At 55.9% G+C, this 19,129-nt stretch carries 17 protein-coding genes; 7 read left to right on the top strand and 10 right to left on the bottom strand.

Annotated features, from left to right (window positions below):
- Positions 1–46: 46 nt before the first annotated feature.
- Positions 47–2,344, bottom strand: a complete 2,298-nt coding sequence (bglX, locus tag ACT3IC_RS16795) for a beta-glucosidase BglX (RefSeq protein ID WP_156654890.1) — start codon at positions 2,342–2,344, stop codon at positions 47–49.
- A gap of 189 nt (positions 2,345–2,533) precedes the next feature.
- Between bglX and dld the strand changes: the two genes are divergently transcribed.
- Positions 2,534–4,291 (top strand): D-lactate dehydrogenase, encoded by a 1,758-nt coding sequence (dld, locus tag ACT3IC_RS16790; RefSeq protein WP_473478244.1) that lies wholly within the window; start codon positions 2,534–2,536, stop codon positions 4,289–4,291.
- A gap of 103 nt (positions 4,292–4,394) precedes the next feature.
- Positions 4,395–4,949, top strand: coding sequence for a GNAT family N-acetyltransferase (locus ACT3IC_RS16785; RefSeq protein ID WP_103180299.1), 555 nt, complete (start codon positions 4,395–4,397; stop codon positions 4,947–4,949).
- Between the two features lie 99 nt (positions 4,950–5,048).
- Here the strand turns inward: ACT3IC_RS16785 and pbpG are convergent, their stop codons facing one another.
- Together pbpG and ACT3IC_RS16775 are read right to left on the bottom strand one after the other, a co-directional pair.
- Positions 5,049–5,969 carry a D-alanyl-D-alanine endopeptidase gene (gene pbpG, locus ACT3IC_RS16780; RefSeq protein WP_103180301.1) on the bottom strand — a complete coding sequence of 307 codons (921 nt, stop codon included), beginning with the start codon at positions 5,967–5,969 and terminating at the stop codon, positions 5,049–5,051.
- A gap of 167 nt (positions 5,970–6,136) precedes the next feature.
- Entirely contained in the window at positions 6,137–6,724 is a 588-nt protein-coding gene (locus ACT3IC_RS16775; protein WP_473478240.1) for a Yip1 family protein, read from the bottom strand.
- 155 nt (positions 6,725–6,879) lie between these two features.
- Here ACT3IC_RS16775 and ACT3IC_RS16770 point away from each other — a divergent pair, with 155 nt between their 5' ends.
- Positions 6,880–7,440 (top strand): DedA family protein, encoded by a 561-nt coding sequence (locus tag ACT3IC_RS16770; protein WP_159339586.1) that lies wholly within the window; start codon positions 6,880–6,882, stop codon positions 7,438–7,440.
- 3 nt (positions 7,441–7,443) lie between these two features.
- Here ACT3IC_RS16770 and ACT3IC_RS16765 read toward each other — a convergent pair whose 3' ends face one another.
- The 3 genes from ACT3IC_RS16765 to dusC all read right to left on the bottom strand — a co-directional run bounded on the left by ACT3IC_RS16765 (position 7,444) and on the right by dusC (position 10,818).
- On the bottom strand, positions 7,444–8,217 hold the full coding sequence (locus ACT3IC_RS16765; protein WP_103180306.1) for an SDR family oxidoreductase: 774 nt from the start codon (positions 8,215–8,217) through the stop codon (positions 7,444–7,446).
- A gap of 52 nt (positions 8,218–8,269) precedes the next feature.
- On the bottom strand, positions 8,270–9,688 hold the full coding sequence (mdtQ, locus tag ACT3IC_RS16760) for a multidrug resistance outer membrane protein MdtQ (RefSeq protein WP_473478237.1): 1,419 nt from the start codon (positions 9,686–9,688) through the stop codon (positions 8,270–8,272).
- Positions 9,689–9,885: 197 nt separating this feature from the next.
- The gene (gene dusC, locus ACT3IC_RS16755; protein WP_159339588.1) at positions 9,886–10,818 is read right to left on the bottom strand and encodes a tRNA dihydrouridine(16) synthase DusC; all 933 of its coding nucleotides are present in this window, start codon (positions 10,816–10,818) and stop codon (positions 9,886–9,888) included.
- A gap of 233 nt (positions 10,819–11,051) precedes the next feature.
- Between dusC and ACT3IC_RS16750 the strand changes: the two genes are divergently transcribed.
- From ACT3IC_RS16750 to sanA, 4 genes are all read left to right on the top strand, one after another.
- Entirely contained in the window at positions 11,052–11,450 is a 399-nt protein-coding gene (locus tag ACT3IC_RS16750) for a CidA/LrgA family protein (protein ID WP_103180316.1), read from the top strand.
- A complete protein-coding gene (locus ACT3IC_RS16745; protein ID WP_103180317.1) occupies positions 11,447–12,142 on the top strand; it encodes a CidB/LrgB family autolysis modulator in 696 nt (231 codons plus the stop codon). Before ACT3IC_RS16750 ends, ACT3IC_RS16745 begins: the two co-directional genes overlap by 4 nt.
- A 128-nt stretch (positions 12,143–12,270) precedes the next feature.
- The gene (cdd, locus tag ACT3IC_RS16740; RefSeq protein ID WP_156654898.1) at positions 12,271–13,155 is read left to right on the top strand and encodes a cytidine deaminase; all 885 of its coding nucleotides are present in this window, start codon (positions 12,271–12,273) and stop codon (positions 13,153–13,155) included.
- A gap of 128 nt (positions 13,156–13,283) precedes the next feature.
- Positions 13,284–13,997, top strand: coding sequence for an outer membrane permeability protein SanA (gene sanA / locus ACT3IC_RS16735; protein ID WP_103180320.1), 714 nt, complete (start codon positions 13,284–13,286; stop codon positions 13,995–13,997).
- A 119-nt stretch (positions 13,998–14,116) separates the two neighbouring features.
- On the opposite strand, the gene mglC is transcribed toward sanA, so the two are convergent.
- The 4 genes from mglC to galS all read right to left on the bottom strand — a co-directional run bounded on the left by mglC (position 14,117) and on the right by galS (position 19,047).
- Entirely contained in the window at positions 14,117–15,127 is a 1,011-nt protein-coding gene (gene mglC, locus ACT3IC_RS16730) for a galactose/methyl galactoside ABC transporter permease MglC (protein ID WP_103180322.1), read from the bottom strand.
- Between the two features lie 15 nt (positions 15,128–15,142).
- A complete protein-coding gene (gene mglA / locus ACT3IC_RS16725; RefSeq protein ID WP_159339590.1) occupies positions 15,143–16,663 on the bottom strand; it encodes a galactose/methyl galactoside ABC transporter ATP-binding protein MglA in 1,521 nt (506 codons plus the stop codon).
- Between the two features lie 71 nt (positions 16,664–16,734).
- Positions 16,735–17,733 (bottom strand): galactose/glucose ABC transporter substrate-binding protein MglB, encoded by a 999-nt coding sequence (gene mglB, locus ACT3IC_RS16720; protein ID WP_103180326.1) that lies wholly within the window; start codon positions 17,731–17,733, stop codon positions 16,735–16,737.
- 291 nt (positions 17,734–18,024) lie between these two features.
- The gene (gene galS, locus ACT3IC_RS16715; protein ID WP_159339591.1) at positions 18,025–19,047 is read right to left on the bottom strand and encodes an HTH-type transcriptional regulator GalS; all 1,023 of its coding nucleotides are present in this window, start codon (positions 19,045–19,047) and stop codon (positions 18,025–18,027) included.
- Between the last annotated feature and the right edge of the window lie 82 nt (positions 19,048–19,129).

The raw sequence follows: 19,129 nt of genomic DNA, 5'->3' as shown, positions 1-19,129 counted from the left end.
GTGAGGCGGCCCCGTCTGGATATTGCCCGGCAGCGCCGGGCTATTTTTACAGCAGTTCGAACTCACCCTTGTTTACGCGGGCAGAATCCGTACCGATAAAGACGTTGAACTTGCCTGGCTCAGCGTCATATTTCATCTGCTGATTCCAGAACTTCAGCGCATCCACGTCGATCGGGAAGCTGATGGTCTTCGTTTCACCCGGTTTCAGGTTGACCTTCTCAAAGCCACGCAGCTGTTTCACCGGGCGGCTCATGGAGGCGGTAATATCCTGAACGTACATCTGAACCACCGTCTCCCCTTCACGTTTGCCGGTGTTGGTGACATCCACGCTGGCGGTCACCGTGCCGTCCGCCTTCATGGTCGGGGCCGACATTTTCACCTCAGAAACCTTAAAGGTGGTGTAGCTCAGGCCATAACCAAACGGATAGAGCGGGCCATTGGCTTCGTCAAAGTAGCGCGAGGTGTACTTGTTCGGCTTGTCGGCGTTGTAAGGACGGCCGGTATTCAGGTGGCTGTAATAGACCGGGATCTGCCCCACCGAGCGCGGGAAGGACATCGGCAGTTTACCCGACGGGTTGTAGTCACCAAACAGCACGTCGGCAATGGCGTTACCGCCCTCGGTACCGGCGAACCAGGTTTCCAGAATCGCGTCAGCCTGCTGATCTTCTTTCACCAGCGCCAGCGGACGGCCGTTCATCAGCACCAGCACCAGCGGCTTGCCGGTGGCTTTCAGCGCGGCAATCAGATCGCGCTGGCTTTGCGGCAAGGTGATATCGGTACGGCTCGAGGCTTCATGCGCCATCCCCTGAGCTTCACCCACCACGGCCACGACCACATCAGACTGCTTCGCAGCATTCACCGCTTCGTCAATCATCTCCTGGGCGGAGCGCGGATCGACCTTCACGGCCTCTTCATACTGGTTGAGGAAGGTGACGATGTCTTTATCGTTGGTGACATTGGCCCCTTTGGCGTAAATCACTTTGCCTTTGTCGCCCAGCGCATCTTTAATGCCCGTCAGCACCGTGACGGACTGATCCGCCACGCCTGCCGCAGACCAGCTGCCCATCACATCGCGTTTGCTGTCGGCCAGCGGGCCCACCACCGCCACGGTGCCAGATTTCGCCAGCGGCAGGGTCTCGAGACGGTTTTTCAGCAGCACCAGGCTCTCACGCGCCACTTCACGCGCCTCTTTGCGGTGCAGGCGGCTTTCAGCGTTGGTGTCTACCGGGTCAGACTCTTTTGGCCCCAGGTGGCTGTACGGATCGTTAAACAGCCCCATATCATATTTGACGTTCAGAACATGGCGCGTGGCGTCATCCAGCTCCGCCATGGTGACCTTACCGCTCTTCACCAGACCCGGCAGGTACTTGCTGTAGTACTCATCGCTCATGCTCATGTTGATGCCGGATTTCAGCGCTACCCGCACCGCATCTTCCGGATCCGCCGCCGTGCCGTGCTTGATCAGCTCCTTGATCGCCCCGTGATCGGAGACGGTGATGCCCTTAAAGCCCCACTTGTCGCGCAGAACCTCTTTCAGCAGCCAGGAATCCGACGTGGCTGGCGTGCCGTTGAGCGAGTTCAAGGCGACCATCACCGCGCCGCTACCGGCATCCAGGCCTGCTTTGTACGGCGGCATGTAATCGTTAAACAGGCGCTGCGGGCTCATGTCGACGGTGTTGTACTCTTTACCGCCTTCCACGGCACCATAGGCGGCGAAGTGCTTGACGCTGGTCATGACCGAATAGCGATCCGCCGGGCTTTTACCCTGCATCGCTTCCACCATGGTTTTCCCCATCGTGGCGGTCAAATAAGTATCTTCACCAAAGCCCTCTGACGCGCGGCCCCAGCGCGGATCGCGGGAGACGTCAACCATCGGGGCCCAGGTCATGTTGAGGCCATCATCCGCCGCCTCGTATGCAGAGACGCGACCGACGGTTTTCACCGCCTCGAGGTTAAAGGAGGAGGCCAGGCCGAGGCTGATCGGGAAGACGGTACGCTGGCCGTGAACCACGTCATAGGCGAAGAATAACGGGATTTTCAGGTGGCTGAGTTCCATCACCTGATCCTGCATCTTGCGGATATCCTGGCGGGTGACGGTGTTGAAAATCGCCCCTACCTGCCCGTTTTTAATCATCTCGCGAATGGCTTCTTTCGGATTATCCGGCCCGACGCTGATGAGGCGCAGCTGGCCGATTTTCTCATCAACCGACATCTTAGTAAGCAGGTCGGTTACAAATGCGTCCCGGGCTTCCGGCGTGAGCGGATGATTGCCAAACAGGTCGTCAGCCAGCGCGGGTTGCAGCGCCAGACTTACAGCCACACCTACAGAACAGAGCCATTTCATTTCGTTTACTCTCTCATCAATAACCGCCGGATAGTCGCGGCCAGACCGTACGAAAAGCGCAGTGTGCCATAAACCCTCTGAACGTTGCAGGGTTTATTCTCTGATTTTTCTGGTGAATAGTCGTTCGCTTAAACATTAATCGCGCTATGATTTTCGACGACGCATTTGAATAACCACAAGGGGTGGATGATGTCTTCTGTACAACTGCACGATAACACCAGCTTCATTAACGAGTTGTCACGTCTGGTAGGCCAGGCGCACCTGCTTACCGACGCCGCAAAAACCGCCCGCTACCGCAAGGGCTTTCGCTCCGGCCAAGGGGACGCGCTGGCGGTGGTGTTCCCGGGCACGCTGCTGGAGCTGTGGCGGGTACTTAATGCCTGCGTCGCGGCAGACAAAATCATTCTGATGCAGGCGGCCAATACCGGCCTGACCGAAGGCTCCACGCCGAACGGCAATGATTACGATCGCGACATTGTCATCATCAGCACCCTGCGCCTCGATAAGCTGCATCTGTTGGATAAGGGCGAGCAGGTGCTGGCCTACCCGGGCACCACGCTCTACTCCCTGGAAAAGGCGCTCAAGCCGCTGGGCCGGGAGCCGCATTCGGTGATTGGCTCCTCCTGTATTGGCGCCTCGGTGATCGGCGGGATCTGCAATAACTCCGGCGGCTCGCTGGTGCAGCGCGGCCCGGCCTATACCGAAATGTCGCTGTTCGCCCGCATCGATGAGCAGGGCAAGCTGACGCTGGTGAACCATCTGGGTATCGATTTAGGGGTCACGCCGGAGCAGATCCTCAGCAAGCTGGATGATGATCGCGTTAAAGATAGCGATGTCCTGCATGACGGGCGCCACGCTCACGACCATGATTACATCAGCCGGGTACGTGAAATTGATGCCGACACCCCGGCGCGCTATAACGCCGACCCGGACCGTCTGTTTGAATCTTCCGGCTGTGCTGGCAAGCTGGCGGTCTTTGCCGTACGCCTGGACACCTTCCCGGCCGAGAAACGCCAGCAGGTGTTCTATATCGGCACCAACCAGCCGGAGGTGCTGACCACTATCCGTCGCCACATTCTCGGGGAGTTTACCCATCTGCCGGTCGCCGGCGAGTATATGCACCGGGATATTTACGACATCGCCGAACGCTATGGCAAAGACACCTTCCTGATGATCGACAAGCTCGGCACCGACAAGATGCCCTTCTTCTTCACCATGAAGGGGCGCACCGATGCGATGCTGGAGAAGGTGTCGCTGTTTAAGCCTAACTTTACCGACCGCTTCATGCAGAAGCTGGGCAGCGCATTCCCGGCACACCTGCCGCCGCGGATGAAAAGCTGGCGGGATAAGTATGAACATCACCTGCTGCTGAAAATGGCGGGCGACGGCATTGCCGAAGCGCAAAGCTGGTTGAGCGAATTCTTCAAAACCGCGGAGGGGGATTTCTTTGCCTGCACCCCGGAAGAGGGCAGCAAGGCTTTTTTACACCGCTTTGCCGCTGCTGGCGCCGCGATCCGCTATCAGGCGGTTCACGCCGACGAGGTAGAGGATATTCTGGCGCTGGATATCGCCCTGCGCCGCAACGATACCGAATGGTTCGAAAAACTGCCGCCAGAGATCGACAGCCAGCTGGTGCATAAGCTCTATTACGGCCACTTTATGTGTTACGTCTTCCACCAGGATTACATCGTTAAAAAAGGGGTCAATGCCCACGCCCTGAAGGCGCAAATGCTGGCCCTGTTGAAGGCGCGCGGCGCGCAATATCCGGCGGAACACAATGTCGGTCACATTTACGAAGCACCGGATTCATTAAAACAGTTTTATCGCGCTAATGACCCAACTAACAGTATGAACCCGGGGATTGGCAAAACAACCAAGCATAAAAACTGGAAAGAGGAGTCAGAAACAGTGCGTAATGGCTCGCAAGCTACTGATCACACCAGTTAGCCCGAACGGACCTACTATTAAGCCCCTATAAATCGTACTAGAGTAGCCACGGGTCGCCAGAGAAACGTTTCTCTGGCTTTTTTTGATGAGGAGCGGACATATTATGTCGGCTGTTGAAACTTTCTCCGAAACTGACGTTCAGGTTCGCGATGCCGAGCTTGAGGATGCGCATGCCATTGCCGCCATCTATGCCTGGCACGTTCTGAACGGACGCGCATCGTTTGAAGAAGTGCCTCCTACCGTTGACGAGATGCGCGAGCGCATACATGCGGTGACCAGTCAGGGGTTGCCGTGGCTGGTGGCGCTCTATCGGGGTATCGTGGTGGGTTACTGCTACGCCACCCACTATCGTGCACGCCCCGCCTACCGTTATACCCTTGAAGAGTCGATTTACGTCGAGGCCAGCACGCCCGGACGCGGCTTTGGCAGCGCGCTGCTGAGCGCCCTGATTGCCCGCAGCGAAGAGGGGCCGTGGCGCCAGATGATCGCCGTGGTGGGCGACGGGCCAAACAACGCCGGGTCGTTACGCCTGCATAAAAAGCACGGTTTTGAAGTGGCGGGGCAGCTCAGAAGCGTGGGATATAAGAAAGGTGACTGGCGCGATACGCTAATTTTGCAGCGCCCCCTTAACGAGGGTGACTGGACGCTGCCGGAGTAATCTATTTCAACGCGGTATTGCCGGGTGGCGCTGCGCTTACCCGGCCTACACAACCCGTAGGCCCGTGCAAGCGAAGCGCCGCCGGGCATTAAACGCGATTCAATCGTTCTGCGCCGTCGCCATCTGGGCGGCTTTTTGCTTTTTGTAGCTCAGGGCCGCGGCGGGAACCGGGGTGACTTTTCCGGTTTCAATCCAGGTCCGCAGCCGGCTGGCATCGGCAAAGTGGGTATATTTGCCAAAGGCATCCATCACCACCAGCGCTACCGGCTTGCCATTAAAGACCGTGCGCATCACCAGACAGTGGCCCGCCGCGTTGGTAAAGCCGGTTTTAGTCAGCTGGATATTCCAGTTATCGCGGTAGACCAGATGGTTGGTGTTACGAAACGGCAGGGTATAGGCCGGATGCGAGAAAGTGGCCATCTCTTCGCGGGTGGTGCTGAGCTGGCCGAGCAGCGGATACTGCTTAGTGGCAATCAGCAGCTTCGTCAGATCCTGCGCCGTCGAGACGTTATGAATCGACAGACCGGTTGGCTCCACAAAACGCGTCTGGGTCATGCCCAGCGCCTTCGCTTTGGCGTTCATGGCGCGGATAAAAGCGTCATAGCCGCCCGGATAGTGGTGGGCCAGGCTTGCCGCGGCGCGGTTTTCCGAGGACATCAGCGCCAGCAGCAGCATATTTTTACGGCTGATTTCGCTGTTCAGACGCACGCGGGAATAAATCCCTTTCATCTCTGGCGTATGGCTGATGTCGACGCGCAGTTTTTCATCCAGCGGCAGCCGTGCATCCAGCACCACCATCGCGGTCATTAATTTGGTAATCGAAGCGATCGGGCGCACCAGATTCGGGTGGCTGGAATAGATCACTTTGTTGGTATTCAGATCGACGATCATAGCGCTGCCGGAAGCAATCTCCGGCTGTGTCGCCGTAGCCACAGCGGCAGTGTTGGCGATTGCGGGGGTCGCCACTGGCACAGCCAGCAACAGAGCAAGACTCAGTAAAGAAACGCGGAATTTCAGCATGGTGAGATTTCGGATAATTATTCACGCACGTAATAACGTACGCCGCCCGGGCCGAAGCGAGAACACGGGCTGGCTAAGGCATCATAGCCGTCCGGATGCCTTGCTACCAGTAGTTAATCGTGAACAGATGCTGCATTGCTGGCAATTCCGCCAGCAATGCAGTGACGTCAGAAGAGACGATATCCATAACCCCAAAGAATAACCGTCAGCGCCAGTAACACTTCCAGCAACAGCACGCCGATGGCGAGCGTAGAACCGGAAAAGCTGCGGCCCTCCTCTTTATTGATATTCAGGAAGGTAGGAATACCGATATAGAGCAGATAACCGGTATAAAACAGCGCCAGGGTGCCCACCAGCGCGCAGAGCCAGACAATAGGATAGAGCGCCACAATCCCGCTTAAAAATAGCGGCGTTGCCACGTAACCGGCAAACACCATGCAGTGCGCCAGGGAAGGACGCTGCGGATAGCGACGCGCCATCCAGTAAATCACCCGCCCCATTACCGCCACCCCTGCCAGCATCAGCGCGTAAAAGACCGCGGCCAGCGCCAGTCCGGTTGTCCACGAAAGTTTTACAATATTGCCGTCGTCAAAATCCCAGCCAATTTGCGTGGTACCAAAGAACGCGCAAATTACCGGTACGGCGGCCATCAACAACACATGGTGGGTATAGTGATGGCTGACCGTTTCGTTTTCGCTTCTGATCACGTGCATTTCACGATCGGGATGGGAAAAGAGTCCCCAGACATGGTTCATAACGCCCCCTTGTTGTCGGCCCGCTAGCGATAACTCAAGTATAATGCAGCCTGAGATTATTTTTTGAGCAACACAAGGAAATGGTCATTGTCGGTTCATTGACAGAGGGAGTGTATGATTAGGCAGACTTTCTCAGGACAGCTACGCTTACCCCTATGGACATTAATACTCTCATTGCACAGTATGGCTATGCCGCGTTGGTTATTGGCAGCATAGCGGAAGGCGAGACTATCACCCTACTGGGTGGCGTGGCGGCGCATCAAGGGCTGCTGCGTTTTCCCCTGGTCGTGGCCGCAGTAGCGCTGGGGGGCATGATCGGCGATCAGCTACTCTATCTGCTTGGCGTCCGGTTTGGTCCGGCGATCCTGCGGCGCTTTTCCCGCCATCAGAAGAAAATCAACCGCGCCCAGCAGCTGATCCAGCGCCACCCTTACCTTTTCGTGATCGGCACCCGCTTTATGTACGGTTTCCGCATCATCGGCCCGCTGCTGATTGGGGCCAGTCACCTGCCGCCAAAAATTTTTCTGCCGTTGAACATTGTGGGCGCCATCATCTGGGCGCTGATCTTCACCACTTTAGGCTACGTGGGCGGTGAAGTGCTGGAGCCCTGGCTGCACGCGCTGGACCAGCACCTGCGCCACTGGATCTGGCTGATTGGGGTGCTGGTGCTGGTTTTCGCGGTGCGCTGGTGGCTTAAACGCCGGGATCGCAGCTAAGCATTACTGCTCCGGTTTAAACTGCGGATTGCCCAGCATAAAGCCCCCATCGACGATAAATGACTGTCCGGTGGCGTAGCTGGCGTCGGTGTCACATAGCCAGGCGACCAGGCTGGCAATCTCTTTGGTATGCCCCGGCCTTGCCAGTGGAATGTTGGGCATGGAGCCGGGCTTCACTTCGCTGTCGTCCATGTCATTCATCGGAGTGGCAATGGCGCCCGGCGCCACGGCGTTCACCAGAATGTTATGGTGAACCAGCTCCATCGCCATCGACTTGGTCAGGCCGCCGAGGGCGTGTTTGGCTGAGGTGTAAGCGCTGGCCTCCGGCAGCGGCGTGTGTTCATGCACCGAGGTGATATTGACGATACGTCCCCCCTCCCCCTGCTTCACCATCTGCCGGGCGGCGATCTGCGAACAGAGAAATGCCCCGTCCACATCGACGCTAAAAATGGATCGCCACTGGTCATATTCCATCTCAAGAAACGGCGCTTTGGTCATCGCTCCAGCGTTATTGACCAACACGTCAAGACGGCCGAAACGTTCAATCAGCGTCTCGATGGCTTTCGCCCCGTCCGGCAGTTGGCTGAGATCCAGATGGATGGCCTCTGCCCGCTGCCCGCGCGCCTCGATCTCGCGACAGGTTTTCATCGCCCCTTCTTCATCCGAGTGCCAGGTCACGCCAATATCAAACCCACGCTCCGCCAGCATCAGCGCAGTGGTTTTGCCAATTCCCGAATCTGATGCCGTTACAATAGCCACACGATTGGTTGAACCCATACTCACCTCCAGAAAAGAAGACAAAGAGATAAGTATAGTTACTTCTCACTTTTCACCCGTGGTGATAGCCGCCGCCGAGCGCAGAGGTGAGTTGCAGGGTGGCATCCACGTATTGCCCCTGCAGCGCAATCCCGGCGAGTTGTTCCTGCAGGGCGGGGATTCTGGCCTCGCTGACGCGCGAGCCTGCGACAATCCCGGCGTTGAAACGCGCCTGCGCCAGGGCCACGACCCGGGCGGCATCGGCTTCCACGCGCTGCTGATGTTTATTTTTTGCCATCAGCGTTTCAACGTCGCTGGCGCAGCGGGTCACCTGATTGACCGCCTCCACCACCGCTTTGTTGTAGTGGGCAATCGACAGATTGCTTTGCGCCTGGGCAATATCAAGATTCGCATTCAGGCGTCCGCTGTCAAAAATTGGCAAGGTCAGACCGGCGGTGACGCCCATCTGCTGCGCCGAGGAGCGGAACAGATCGCTTAGGTGCAGCGCATCCTGTTGCAAGAAGGCCATCAGGTTTACATCGGGATAGAAGGCCGCTTTCGCCGCATCCACCTCATGCAGGGAGGCTTCGATATACCAGTGCGCCTCCTGTAAATCAGGGCGGCGAGCCAGTAATTCATAGCCGAGGGTCGACGGCAGATTGCTCTCCACAGTGGGCAAGGCATGCGGGGTGAGCTTCACCGTCGGGGAGTTGGTGAGCGCCGCCAGACGCGCCTCGATGGCTTTCATTTTCCCCTTCACCTCCGCCAGTCGCTCATCGGTTTTACTGGCGCTAATGTCGGTTTCCACCCCTTCCACGGAAGAGGTAATGCCATGCTGGTATAGCTCCCGGTCGGTACCGATAATCTTGAGCTGCTCCTGTTTGATGGCGGTTAAGAGATGCCCGATGGCCGCCTGGGTCTGCCAGTCCCAGTAAAGACGCGCCACGCTGCTGGCAAGCAGTTGACGGGTCTGCTGCAGCTCCGCCTGTTGTGCATTGACCTTCCCGATGCGGGCTTCCACCTGGGCGCGGTTTTTACCCCACAGATCCAGATCCCAGCCAGCGGTCAGGCCGAAGGTGCCGTTGGTGTACCAGGGGCCGGTGGTTCCGGCCGCCGGATCGGTTATCGCGAAGGGCCCCATCAACCCTTCGGCTGACATCTTCTGGCGCTCTGCATCAGCAGAGAAATTAACCTCCGGGCCATCGGCAGCCATGGCCATTTTGGCCTGCGCTTCGGCAAGGGCGATGCGCTGACGGGCAATGGTCATATCCGGCGCATCGGCCAGGGCTTTGGTAATCAGCTTATTTAATTCTGGATCGTGAAAATCTTCCCACCAGCTATCTTTAGGCCACTGGCCGGCAGCCAGGCCGGTATCGATTTTCGCAGCGGGGATCTGTTGATTAAGCGAGGCTGCGGTATCGTGGCCCGGGGCGCAGGCAACAAGAAGCAGGGAGAGAGGCAGGCAGCAAAAATAAAAAGTCGAACGATTCATGACGTTATTCACCGAAAAAAGAAGGGTGCAAAATACGCCCGCCTCGCCTCCTTTGTTTAGGAATCGGTGGCAATCCACAATTTGTCATACCTTTACATATCCAGCAAAGGCCCGGACTGGCATCCCGTTTGCGCAATTTCACTGTGTCGTTCGGTGCCACAATGCGCGCCGCAAAAAAGGTGATGCTGACCGTACTGCTATTTCCCCTGAATCACCCGGGCGATATCGGCCGAGGTTTGCAGGGTACGGATCTCCTGAAACAGCGCCAGGGCTTCGTCATACTCTTTGCGCAGATAGCTTAGCCACTGCTTGATACGCGCCACGTGATACAGGCCGGTGTCGCCCTGCTTTTCGAGGCGGGAGTACTTCTTCAGCAGCGTGACGACATCCGCCCACGGCATGCGCGGCTCATCGTATTTAATCACCCGGCTGAGGTTAGGGACGTTGAGCGCCCCGCGCCCAATCATGATGGCATCGCAGCCGGTGGCGGCCATGCAGGCCAGCGCGCTCTCGCGATCCCAGATTTCACCGTTAGCGACCACCGGGATGGTCAGCCGCTTACGGATCTCGCCGATAGCCTGCCAGTTAATGCGTTCGGCTTTGTAACCATCTTCTTTGGTGCGCCCGTGAACCACCAGCTCAGTCGCCCCCGCCTGCTGCACGGCGTCGGCAATTTCAAACTGCCTGTCGCCGCTGTCCCAGCCGAGGCGTACCTTCACGGTCACCGGCAGATGCGAGGGCACCGCCTCGCGCATCGCTTTTGCGCCACGGTAGATAAGCTCGGGATCTTTCAGAAGCGTGGCGCCGCCGCCGCTGCCGTTGACCATTTTCGACGGACAGCCGCAGTTAAGATCCACGCCCCAGGAGCCCAGCTCGACGGCACGCGCGGCGTTTTCTGCCAGCCATTCGGGGTATTGTCCCAGAAGCTGGACGCGCACCAGCGTACCGGAGGCGGTGCGGCTCTGGCGATGCAGCTCCGGACAGAGTCTGTAAAACGATTTTACCGGCAACAACATATCCACCACCCGCAGGAACTCGGTGATGCAGAGATCATAATCGTTAACGTCAGTCAGCAGCTCGCGCACCAGCGAATCGAGCACGCCTTCCATCGGTGCCAGTAATACACGCATATCAATATCCGTAAAAAAAGAGGCGCTATGGTATCTGCTCTGTGTAACGGTGGAAAGCCCTGTTTCAGGGCTCGTGGAACCGGGCTGATTTATAATGTTTTTACCCTTCTGGCTGGGGGAATGCCCGAGGTTCCAAATGGGAATGTCTGGTATGCTCAAAAGTCATGATGTGATCCGTAGCACGTTTCCGGTTTTAATTGTATGATGAATGCGTTCCATTAAGGGCTTCCACCATGAATAAATCACTGATCGTTGTCTGGCAATACCTGCGCGCCTTCATCCTTATTTATGCCTGCCTCTATGCAGGTATTTTTCTCGCCTCCCTGCTGCCGATCGCCATTCCCGGCAGTATTATCGGCATGCTGATCCTGTTTGTGCTGCTTGCCTTGCAGATCCTTCCGGCAAACTGGGTCAAGCCAGGCTGCTCGGTCCTGATCCGCTATATGGCCCTTCTGTTCGTCCCCATCGGTGTGGGCGTGATGCAGTATTACGATCTGCTGAGCGCGCAGTTTGGCCCGATCTTCGTCTCCTGCACGATCAGTACGCTGGTGGTGTTTTTAGTGGTGAGCTGGAGCACCCACCTGGCGCACGGGGAGCGCAAAGTGATTGGACAGAAAGGAGAGAAAAAATGATGGCGAATATCTGGTGGTCGTTGCCGCTCACCGTGGCGGTCTTCTTCGCCGCCCGCAAGCTGGCGGTGCGCCTGAAGTTTCCTCTTCTTAATCCCCTGCTGGTAGCGATGGTGGTGATCATCCCTTTCCTGCTGTTAACCGGCATCCCTTACGCTCACTATTTCCAGGGCAGCAAAGTTCTCAACGATCTGCTCCAGCCTGCGGTGGTCGCGCTGGCGTTTCCGCTTTATGAGCAACTGCACCAGATCCGCGCCCGCTGGAAATCGATTATTACCATCTGTCTCGCCGGGAGCGTGGTGGCGATGATCACCGGCACCTCGGTGGCGCTGCTGATGGGGGCGACACCCGAAATTGCCGCCTCCATTCTGCCCAAATCGGTGACCACGCCGATTGCAATGGCGGTGGGCGGCAGCCTCGGCGGCATTCCGGCGATCAGCGCCGTGTGCGTCATTTATGTCGGTATTCTGGGTGCGGTGTTAGGCCATACGCTGCTGAATGCCATGCGCATTCGCACCAAATCTGCCCGTGGGCTGGCGATGGGCACCGCCTCACACGCCCTCGGCACCGCCCGCTGTGCGGAGCTGGATTATCAGGAAGGTGCCTTCAGTTCGCTGGCGCTGGTGATCTGCGGGATTTTGACCTCGCTGATCGCCCCTTTCCTGTTCCCGATAATTCTGGCTGTGGTGGGCTAAAATTTGCGACGCGTCGCGCATTTTTAATCTGAGTTTCATAAGTTGCACACATAATGAGATCTAAGTCACATATAAAGCCCCAGCGGCTCCGTAAACTACCGATCCATTAACCTTTATGAGGCAACGCCATGCATCCACGTTTTCAATCAGCTTTTGCCGAGCTAGCAGAGAATTTGCAGTCAGCCCTGGCCCCGGTACTGGCGGATGCACACTTCCCCGCCCTGCTGACGGCTGAACAGGTCGCCGCACTGAAACGTGCCACGGATCTGGATGATGACGCGCTGGCCTTTGCGCTTCTGCCGCTGGCAGCGGCCTGCGCCCGCGCCGATCTTTCCCATTTCAACGTCGGCGCCATTGCCCGGGGCGTGAGTGGCACCTGGTACTTCGGCGGCAATATGGAGTTTCTCGGCGCTACCATGCAGCAGACCGTTCATGCGGAACAGAGCGCCATCAGTCACGCCTGGCTGCGCGGCGAACAAGCCCTGGAGGCGATCACCGTCAACTACACCCCATGCGGCCACTGCCGTCAGTTTATGAACGAACTCAACAGCGGATTAGCGCTGCGCATCAACCTGCCGGGCCGCGCCCAGCATACGCTGGCGGATTATCTGCCCGATGCCTTCGGACCGAAAGATCTAGAGATCAAATCACTGCTGATGGACGAGCAGGATCACGGTTATGCCGTGAGCGGAGATGAACTGACCCAGGCAGCTATCCTTGCCGCCAATAAAGCACACGCGCCATACAGCAACGCGCCGAGCGGCGTGGCGCTGGAGTGTCGTGACGGGCGAATCTTTACCGGCAGCTATGCCGAAAACGCCGCCTTTAACCCGACGCTGCCGCCGTTACAGGGTGCACTGAACCTGCTCAGCCTTAACGGTTATGACTACCCGGATATCCAGCGCGCCATTCTGGCGGAGAAAGCCGATGCACCGCTGATCCAGTGGGATGCCACTGCGGCCACGCTGCGGGCGCTGGGTTGTAGCAACATTGATCGTGTCCTGCTGGGCTAAGCGTATGATGCGGGCAGCCATGCCCGCACAACTGATGAAAATCCCCCCAATTAAATCGCCCTTTCTTGCGCTTACCAGACGGGTAAAGTAGCCTGAGTGAAATTTCACCTTTGGTAAGAGTCATCTGTATGTTAAAGCGCGTGTTTTACAGCCTGGTTGTCTTGATCGGCATCGTGCTGTTGACTGCGCTGGGCCTCGACCGCTGGATGAGCTGGAAAACGGCTCCTTATATCTTTGATGACCTTCAGGATCTGCCCTACCGGCAGGTCGGCGTGGTGCTGGGCACCGCCAAGTATTACCGCACCGGGGTGATCAACCAGTATTACCGTTACCGCATTCAGGGGGCGCTCAACGCCTATAACAGCGGCAAAGTGAATTATCTGCTGCTGAGCGGTGACAACGCGCTCCAGAGCTATAACGAGCCGGTCACCATGCGTAAGGATTTGATTGCCGCAGGGGTTGATCCGGCCGATATCGTGCTCGACTACGCCGGTTTCAGAACCCTCGATTCGATAGTTCGCACCCGTAAGGTATTTGATACCAACGATTTCATCATCATTACCCAGCGCTTCCACTGCGAACGCGCGCTGTTTATCGCCCTGCATATGGGCATTCAGGCCCAGTGTTATGCCGTTCCATCGCCAAAAGATATGCTCACCGTGCGGGTACGCGAGTTTGGCGCACGCCTGGGGGCGCTGGCGGATCTCTACATCTTTAAACGCGAACCGCGCTTCTTAGGCCCGCTGGTGCCGATCCCGACGATGACGGAAGTCCCGGCCGATGCCCAGGGTTATCCGGCGGTCACGCCAGAACAGCTGCTTGAGATGCAGAAGAAGAAGTAACCCCCGCCGGGTGGCGGCTTCGCCTTACCCGGCCTACATTACCCCGTAGGCCCGCGCAAGCGCAGCGCCGCCGGGCATAAAAAAACCCGCACAAGGCGGGTTTTTTGCTAACCGAAATCTTACTTCTTACGCGCGTACTTCAGGGAGTCCAGCGCTACCGCAAAGATAATGATGGCGCCCTTGATAATGTACTGCCAGTACGGGTTGACGCCGATATAGGTCAGGCCGTAGTTGATAACGGTGAAGATGATCACACCGGTTACCACACCCAGCACAGTACCCACACCACCACTGAACGACACGCCACCCACGACGCACGCGGCGATGGCATCCAGCTCATACATAAAGCCGAGGTTGTTGGTGGCAGAGCCGATACGGCCCGCTTCCAGCAGACCACCGAAGGCGTAGAACACGCCCGACAGGGCATAGATAACCAGCAGGTTCAGCGCCACGTTAACACCAGAGACTTTTGCCGCTTCCGGGTTACCCCCGATAGCAAAGATGTTCTTACCGAAGCGGGTTTTGTTCCACAGCACCCAGACGAACGCTACGGCAATCAGCGCGTAGAAGGTGATGTAGGAGAGGCGGAAACTGCCCATCGCGATAAAGCCCTGCGTAAAGGTCGAGAATCCACTGTCGAAACCGGAAATCGGTGATGCGCCCACGAAGTCGTAGTACAGGGAGTTAATACCGTAAACGATGATCATGGTACCCAGGGTGGTGATAAACGGCGTTACGTTCAGGTACGCAATGATGATGCCGTTAATCAGACCGATGACCGCGCCAATGGCACAGACAATCAGGATCACCAGGAAAATGGGCATGGTTGCCATTTCCGGGAAGACCTTGTTGGCGTTTTCCATCGACTGCAGAAGCGTTGCCGCAACAACCGCCGCCAGACCAACCTGACGGCCGGCTGACAGGTCAGTACCCTGGGTGACAATAAGACCTGCCACGCCGAGGGCGATAATAATACGCACCGAAGACTGGGTCAGAATGTTACTTAAGTTCAGCAGACTTAAGAAAGTCGGATCCTGGAAAATAATAATGGCCAGTAAGACTAAAAGAACAACGTAAATACCGCCTTCTTTCAGATAAGTAAGAAAACTTTTCTTATTTAACGCACTCATGAGGAGCCCCTGATCTTAAAGGTGCAAAGACGCAAGACGCAAAATTTCGTTTTGCGTTGTCGTTTTGGTGTCAACAATTCCGGCAACGAGACCATTGCTCATAACCAGAATACGATCTGTGATCCCTAACAATTCCGGCATTTCGGAAGAAATAATAATAATCCCTTTATCTTTCTTAGCTAATTCAGCAATCAGCTGATAAATTTCAAATTTTGCACCAACGTCGATACCGCGGGTTGGTTCATCCAGCATCAGAATTTCTGGCTGGGTTAACAACCAGCGTCCAATAATAACCTTTTGCTGGTTACCACCGGAAAGCGAGCCAATTTGCGTGCGGTGTCCAGGGGTTTTTACGCGCATGGAGTCAATCACCCACTGGGTATCGCTCTTCATGCGGGAATTATCCAACAAACCGATTTTATTTTTATAATTATGAATATTAGAAATTAAGGAGTTAAAGTTAATATCCAGATAGGCATAAATACCGGTCGAGCGACGCTCTTCGGTCACCAGCGCAAAGCCGTGGTTAATAGCTTCGTTGGCGTTATGGTTATTAATCTTTTTACCGTGCAGGGTAATGGTCCCGGCGGATTTCTCGCGGATGCCAAACAGCGTTTCGACGATATCGGTACGCTTGGCCCCCACCAGACCGGCAATACCGAGGATCTCCCCTTTATGCAGATCGAAGGAAACATCGCGAATGGAAGGCTGACGCAGTGAAGTCAGGTTGCGCACTTCCAGAATCACTTCGCCCGGCTTGTTCTCTTTGTTCGGGAAGCGCTGGTTCAGGGAGCGGCCAACCATCATGGCGATGATCTTGTCCATGTCCAGCCCTTCCAGTGACTGGGTGGCGATCCACTGCCCGTCGCGAAGCACGGTGATTTCATCACAAAGCTGGAAGATCTCTTCCATTTTGTGAGAGATATAAACGATGCCGCAACCGCGATCTTTCAGTTTACGGATAATGGTGAACAGGTGGTTCACCTCTTTCTCCGTTAATGAAGAGGTAGGCTCGTCCATAATCACGATTTTGGCGTTATAGGAGAAGGCCTTGGCAATTTCGATCATCTGCATTTGTGAAACAGACAATGTACCGACGCGCGCGCGCGGATCGATATCAATATCCAGTTCATCAAAAATAGCTTTGGTGTCGCGATACATTTTGTCCTGATCGACAAATACGCCTTTGGTCGGATAACGACCCAGCCACATATTGTCCATAACAGAACGCTGAAGTACCAGGTTAAGCTCCTGGTGAACCATCGAAATACCGTTTTCCAGCGCCTCTTTGGCGGAATGGAAATCGATCTCTTTCCCCTGAAAAAGAATGCTGCCAGAATCTTTTTGATAGATCCCAAATAAGCATTTCAATAATGTTGATTTACCCGCACCGTTTTCACCCATTAAGGCGTGAATGGAGTGAGGCCGTACTTTTAAATTAACATTATCCAGTGCTTTAACACCGGGAAAAGACTTGTTGATACCGCTCATTTCCAACAAGTATTCACCGGACGACTGAGTCGTTGTGCTGACCATAATTATACCTTCTCGGCCTCGCGTCGCGTGATAAAAGGGCGCAGAAACTGCGCCCAGTGGAATGCTATAACTTATTTACCGGTGAACTGCGCCAGGTTTTCCTGATCTACGCCAACGTACGGTACACGAACAACTTTGTTGTCAATTTTCCAGTTAGTACCGTCAGCCGCGCCTTTGCCTTCTGCCAGGTTTTTCGCCAGATCGAAGGTGGCTTTCGCCTGGTTGTTTGCATCGTTCAGTACGGTACCCGCCATTGCGCCAGATTTAACCAGTGCCAGCGCTTCAGGCAGGGCATCCACACCAAATACCGGGATAGAGGATTTGTTGTGTGCTTTCAGAGCTTCTACCGCACCCATTGCCATCGCGTCGTTGTTGGCGATAACCACTTCAATTTTGTTCGCGTTCGGGCCGGACAGCCATGCGTCCATCTTGTCTTTCGCCTGAGCGGTATCCCACATTGCGGTATCTAAAGCCAGCTGCTGGGTTTTCAGACCCTTGTCGTTCAGCTCTTTGATAACGTAGGTGGTACGTGCTTCAGCGTCCGGGTGGCCTGGCTCGCCTTTCAGCAGTACGAACTGTACCTGACCGTCTTTGTTCAGATCCCAGTTCGGGTTAGCGGCCCAGTGTTTGGCAATCAGGTCGCCCTGAATAATGCCGGATTCTTTGGAGTCGGTACCGACGTAGAAGGCTTTGTCATAGCTATCCAGCGCTTTGCGGGAAGGTTCTTTGTTGAAGAACACAACCGGCACGTTCTGGCCGCGTGCTTTTTCAATAACAGTGCCTGCTGCTGCCGGGTCAACCAGGTTGATTGCCAGAGCTTTTACGCCTTTCGCCAGCAGAACGTCGATCTGGTCGTTCTGTTTGGACTGGTCATTCTGGGAGTCATTCATCAACAGCTGTACGTCTGGTGCGCCTGTACCCTCTTTCTCGATTGCCTTACGCACAACGGACATGAAGTTGTCGTCATACTTATAGATAGTCACACCAATACGGCTATCTGCAGCGTGCGCGGCGGCACCGAAAAGCATGCTTGCCATAACAGCAGACAGAGTCAACACCTTCTTATTCATGATATCTCCGATTTTTATGCAGGGTAGTTCGTGTGAATAACGCTCGGCGGGCACATGTTAAAGAAACGTTACTGCCGGCCGAAGTCCACTTATAAAATTTCTATCTTCCTTGGTCGGTAACGCTCCAGAATGCGTTTTTTTGGATGTTTAACGGACCTCAGCTATGGTCAAAGTGATTAATCACCGTTACATAGCGTTTCAGTTGCTAAAACGCTGACATCATAGACAGCGCATTGTTAAGTTACTGTGAATTTACTCACAAATTGAAAACGGTTACATCACGGCGAATTATTAGTTAGTGATCGGCACCACAGTTTGCCGAATGGCAACGGAGTGGCGACGCACTAAAGTTGGCATGAAACAGTGTGTTGCATTGATATCCAGCTTCCCGGCGGCCCCCTGTAACGCCAGCTCTGTGGCCAGCCGGGCCATGGAGGCGATGGGGTAGCGAACCGTCGTCAGCTGAGGGTCCGTGTAACGGGCAATCGGAATATCATCAAAACCAATCAATGACAGATGCTGCGGCACCGCAATGCCGTTGTCTTTCAGCGCCGTGAGCGCGCCCGCCGCCATGCTGTCGTTGTAGGCAAAGACCGCGGTCAGCTGCAGGTTGCGCCCGAGCAGCTCCACCATCGCTGCCTCTCCGCCCTGCATGTCCGGAGCGCCGGTGCCGATCCAGCTTTCCGACCCCGTAATGCCCTGTTCCAGCAGCGCTTTCTGCCAGCCTTCCCGGCGCATATCGTCGTCCTCGATGCGATGGCTGGAGGCCAGATAGCCGATACGCTGATGCCCGTTGTTCATTAGCATCCGCGTGGCCATCATCGCTCCGCTGACGTTATCGAGGCAGACGCAGCGGTGGGCATAGCCGGGAACGATGCGGTTAATGAGCACCATGCCGGGGATCTGCTCCATCAGCGCGGAAAGTTCCTCATCGCTTAACGCTTTTGAGTGCACGATCAATGCGTTACAGCGTTGACGAATCAGCACCTCAATGGCGTTGCGCTCTTTTTCCGCCTCGTGATAGCTGTTGCCGATCAGCACGTTTTTCTGGTGCTCCTGCGCCACCATATCGACGGCTTTCACCAGCGCGCCAAAGAACGCATCTGACACGTCCATCACCACCACACCGATGGTGTCGCTGACCTGGGTCGCCAGCGCCTGGGCGTTCGCATTAGGCCGGTAGCCCAGCGCCGTGACGGCTTTCATCACGCATTCACGCGTCTCCGGGCTGACCAGTGCGCTATTGTTAAGAACCCGGGAAACGGTGGCGACAGAAACGCCCGCCTGACGCGCGACGTCACGAATGGTGATCATATTCACCACCCTTATTTAGATTGCAGCGACTCACAGACACCCCCTGTGTTTAGCAAGGTGCCTATTCTGGCAGCGACAAGGC

This window comes from Leclercia sp. GHBNCSD (assembly GCF_055805075.1).
Note: the sequence above shows the minus strand (reverse complement) of the source record. Positions and strands in the feature narration are given on the sequence as shown.

Excerpts from the sequence above, each read along its gene's own strand:
- bglX (WP_156654890.1), bottom strand. The coding sequence starts at position 2,344 with ATGAAATGGCTCTGTTCTGTAGGTGTGGCTGTAAGTCTGGCGCTGCAA.
- dld (WP_473478244.1), top strand. The coding sequence starts at position 2,534 with ATGTCTTCTGTACAACTGCACGATAACACCAGCTTCATTAACGAGTTG.
- ACT3IC_RS16785 (WP_103180299.1), top strand. The coding sequence starts at position 4,395 with ATGTCGGCTGTTGAAACTTTCTCCGAAACTGACGTTCAGGTTCGCGAT.
- pbpG (WP_103180301.1), bottom strand. The coding sequence starts at position 5,969 with ATGCTGAAATTCCGCGTTTCTTTACTGAGTCTTGCTCTGTTGCTGGCT.
- ACT3IC_RS16775 (WP_473478240.1), bottom strand. The coding sequence starts at position 6,724 with ATGAACCATGTCTGGGGACTCTTTTCCCATCCCGATCGTGAAATGCAC.
- ACT3IC_RS16770 (WP_159339586.1), top strand. The coding sequence starts at position 6,880 with ATGGACATTAATACTCTCATTGCACAGTATGGCTATGCCGCGTTGGTT.
- ACT3IC_RS16765 (WP_103180306.1), bottom strand. The coding sequence starts at position 8,217 with ATGGGTTCAACCAATCGTGTGGCTATTGTAACGGCATCAGATTCGGGA.
- mdtQ (WP_473478237.1), bottom strand. The coding sequence starts at position 9,688 with ATGAATCGTTCGACTTTTTATTTTTGCTGCCTGCCTCTCTCCCTGCTT.
- dusC (WP_159339588.1), bottom strand. The coding sequence starts at position 10,818 with ATGCGTGTATTACTGGCACCGATGGAAGGCGTGCTCGATTCGCTGGTG.
- ACT3IC_RS16750 (WP_103180316.1), top strand. The coding sequence starts at position 11,052 with ATGAATAAATCACTGATCGTTGTCTGGCAATACCTGCGCGCCTTCATC.
- ACT3IC_RS16745 (WP_103180317.1), top strand. The coding sequence starts at position 11,447 with ATGATGGCGAATATCTGGTGGTCGTTGCCGCTCACCGTGGCGGTCTTC.
- cdd (WP_156654898.1), top strand. The coding sequence starts at position 12,271 with ATGCATCCACGTTTTCAATCAGCTTTTGCCGAGCTAGCAGAGAATTTG.
- sanA (WP_103180320.1), top strand. The coding sequence starts at position 13,284 with ATGTTAAAGCGCGTGTTTTACAGCCTGGTTGTCTTGATCGGCATCGTG.
- mglC (WP_103180322.1), bottom strand. The coding sequence starts at position 15,127 with ATGAGTGCGTTAAATAAGAAAAGTTTTCTTACTTATCTGAAAGAAGGC.
- mglA (WP_159339590.1), bottom strand. The coding sequence starts at position 16,663 with ATGGTCAGCACAACGACTCAGTCGTCCGGTGAATACTTGTTGGAAATG.
- mglB (WP_103180326.1), bottom strand. The coding sequence starts at position 17,733 with ATGAATAAGAAGGTGTTGACTCTGTCTGCTGTTATGGCAAGCATGCTT.
- galS (WP_159339591.1), bottom strand. The coding sequence starts at position 19,047 with ATGATCACCATTCGTGACGTCGCGCGTCAGGCGGGCGTTTCTGTCGCC.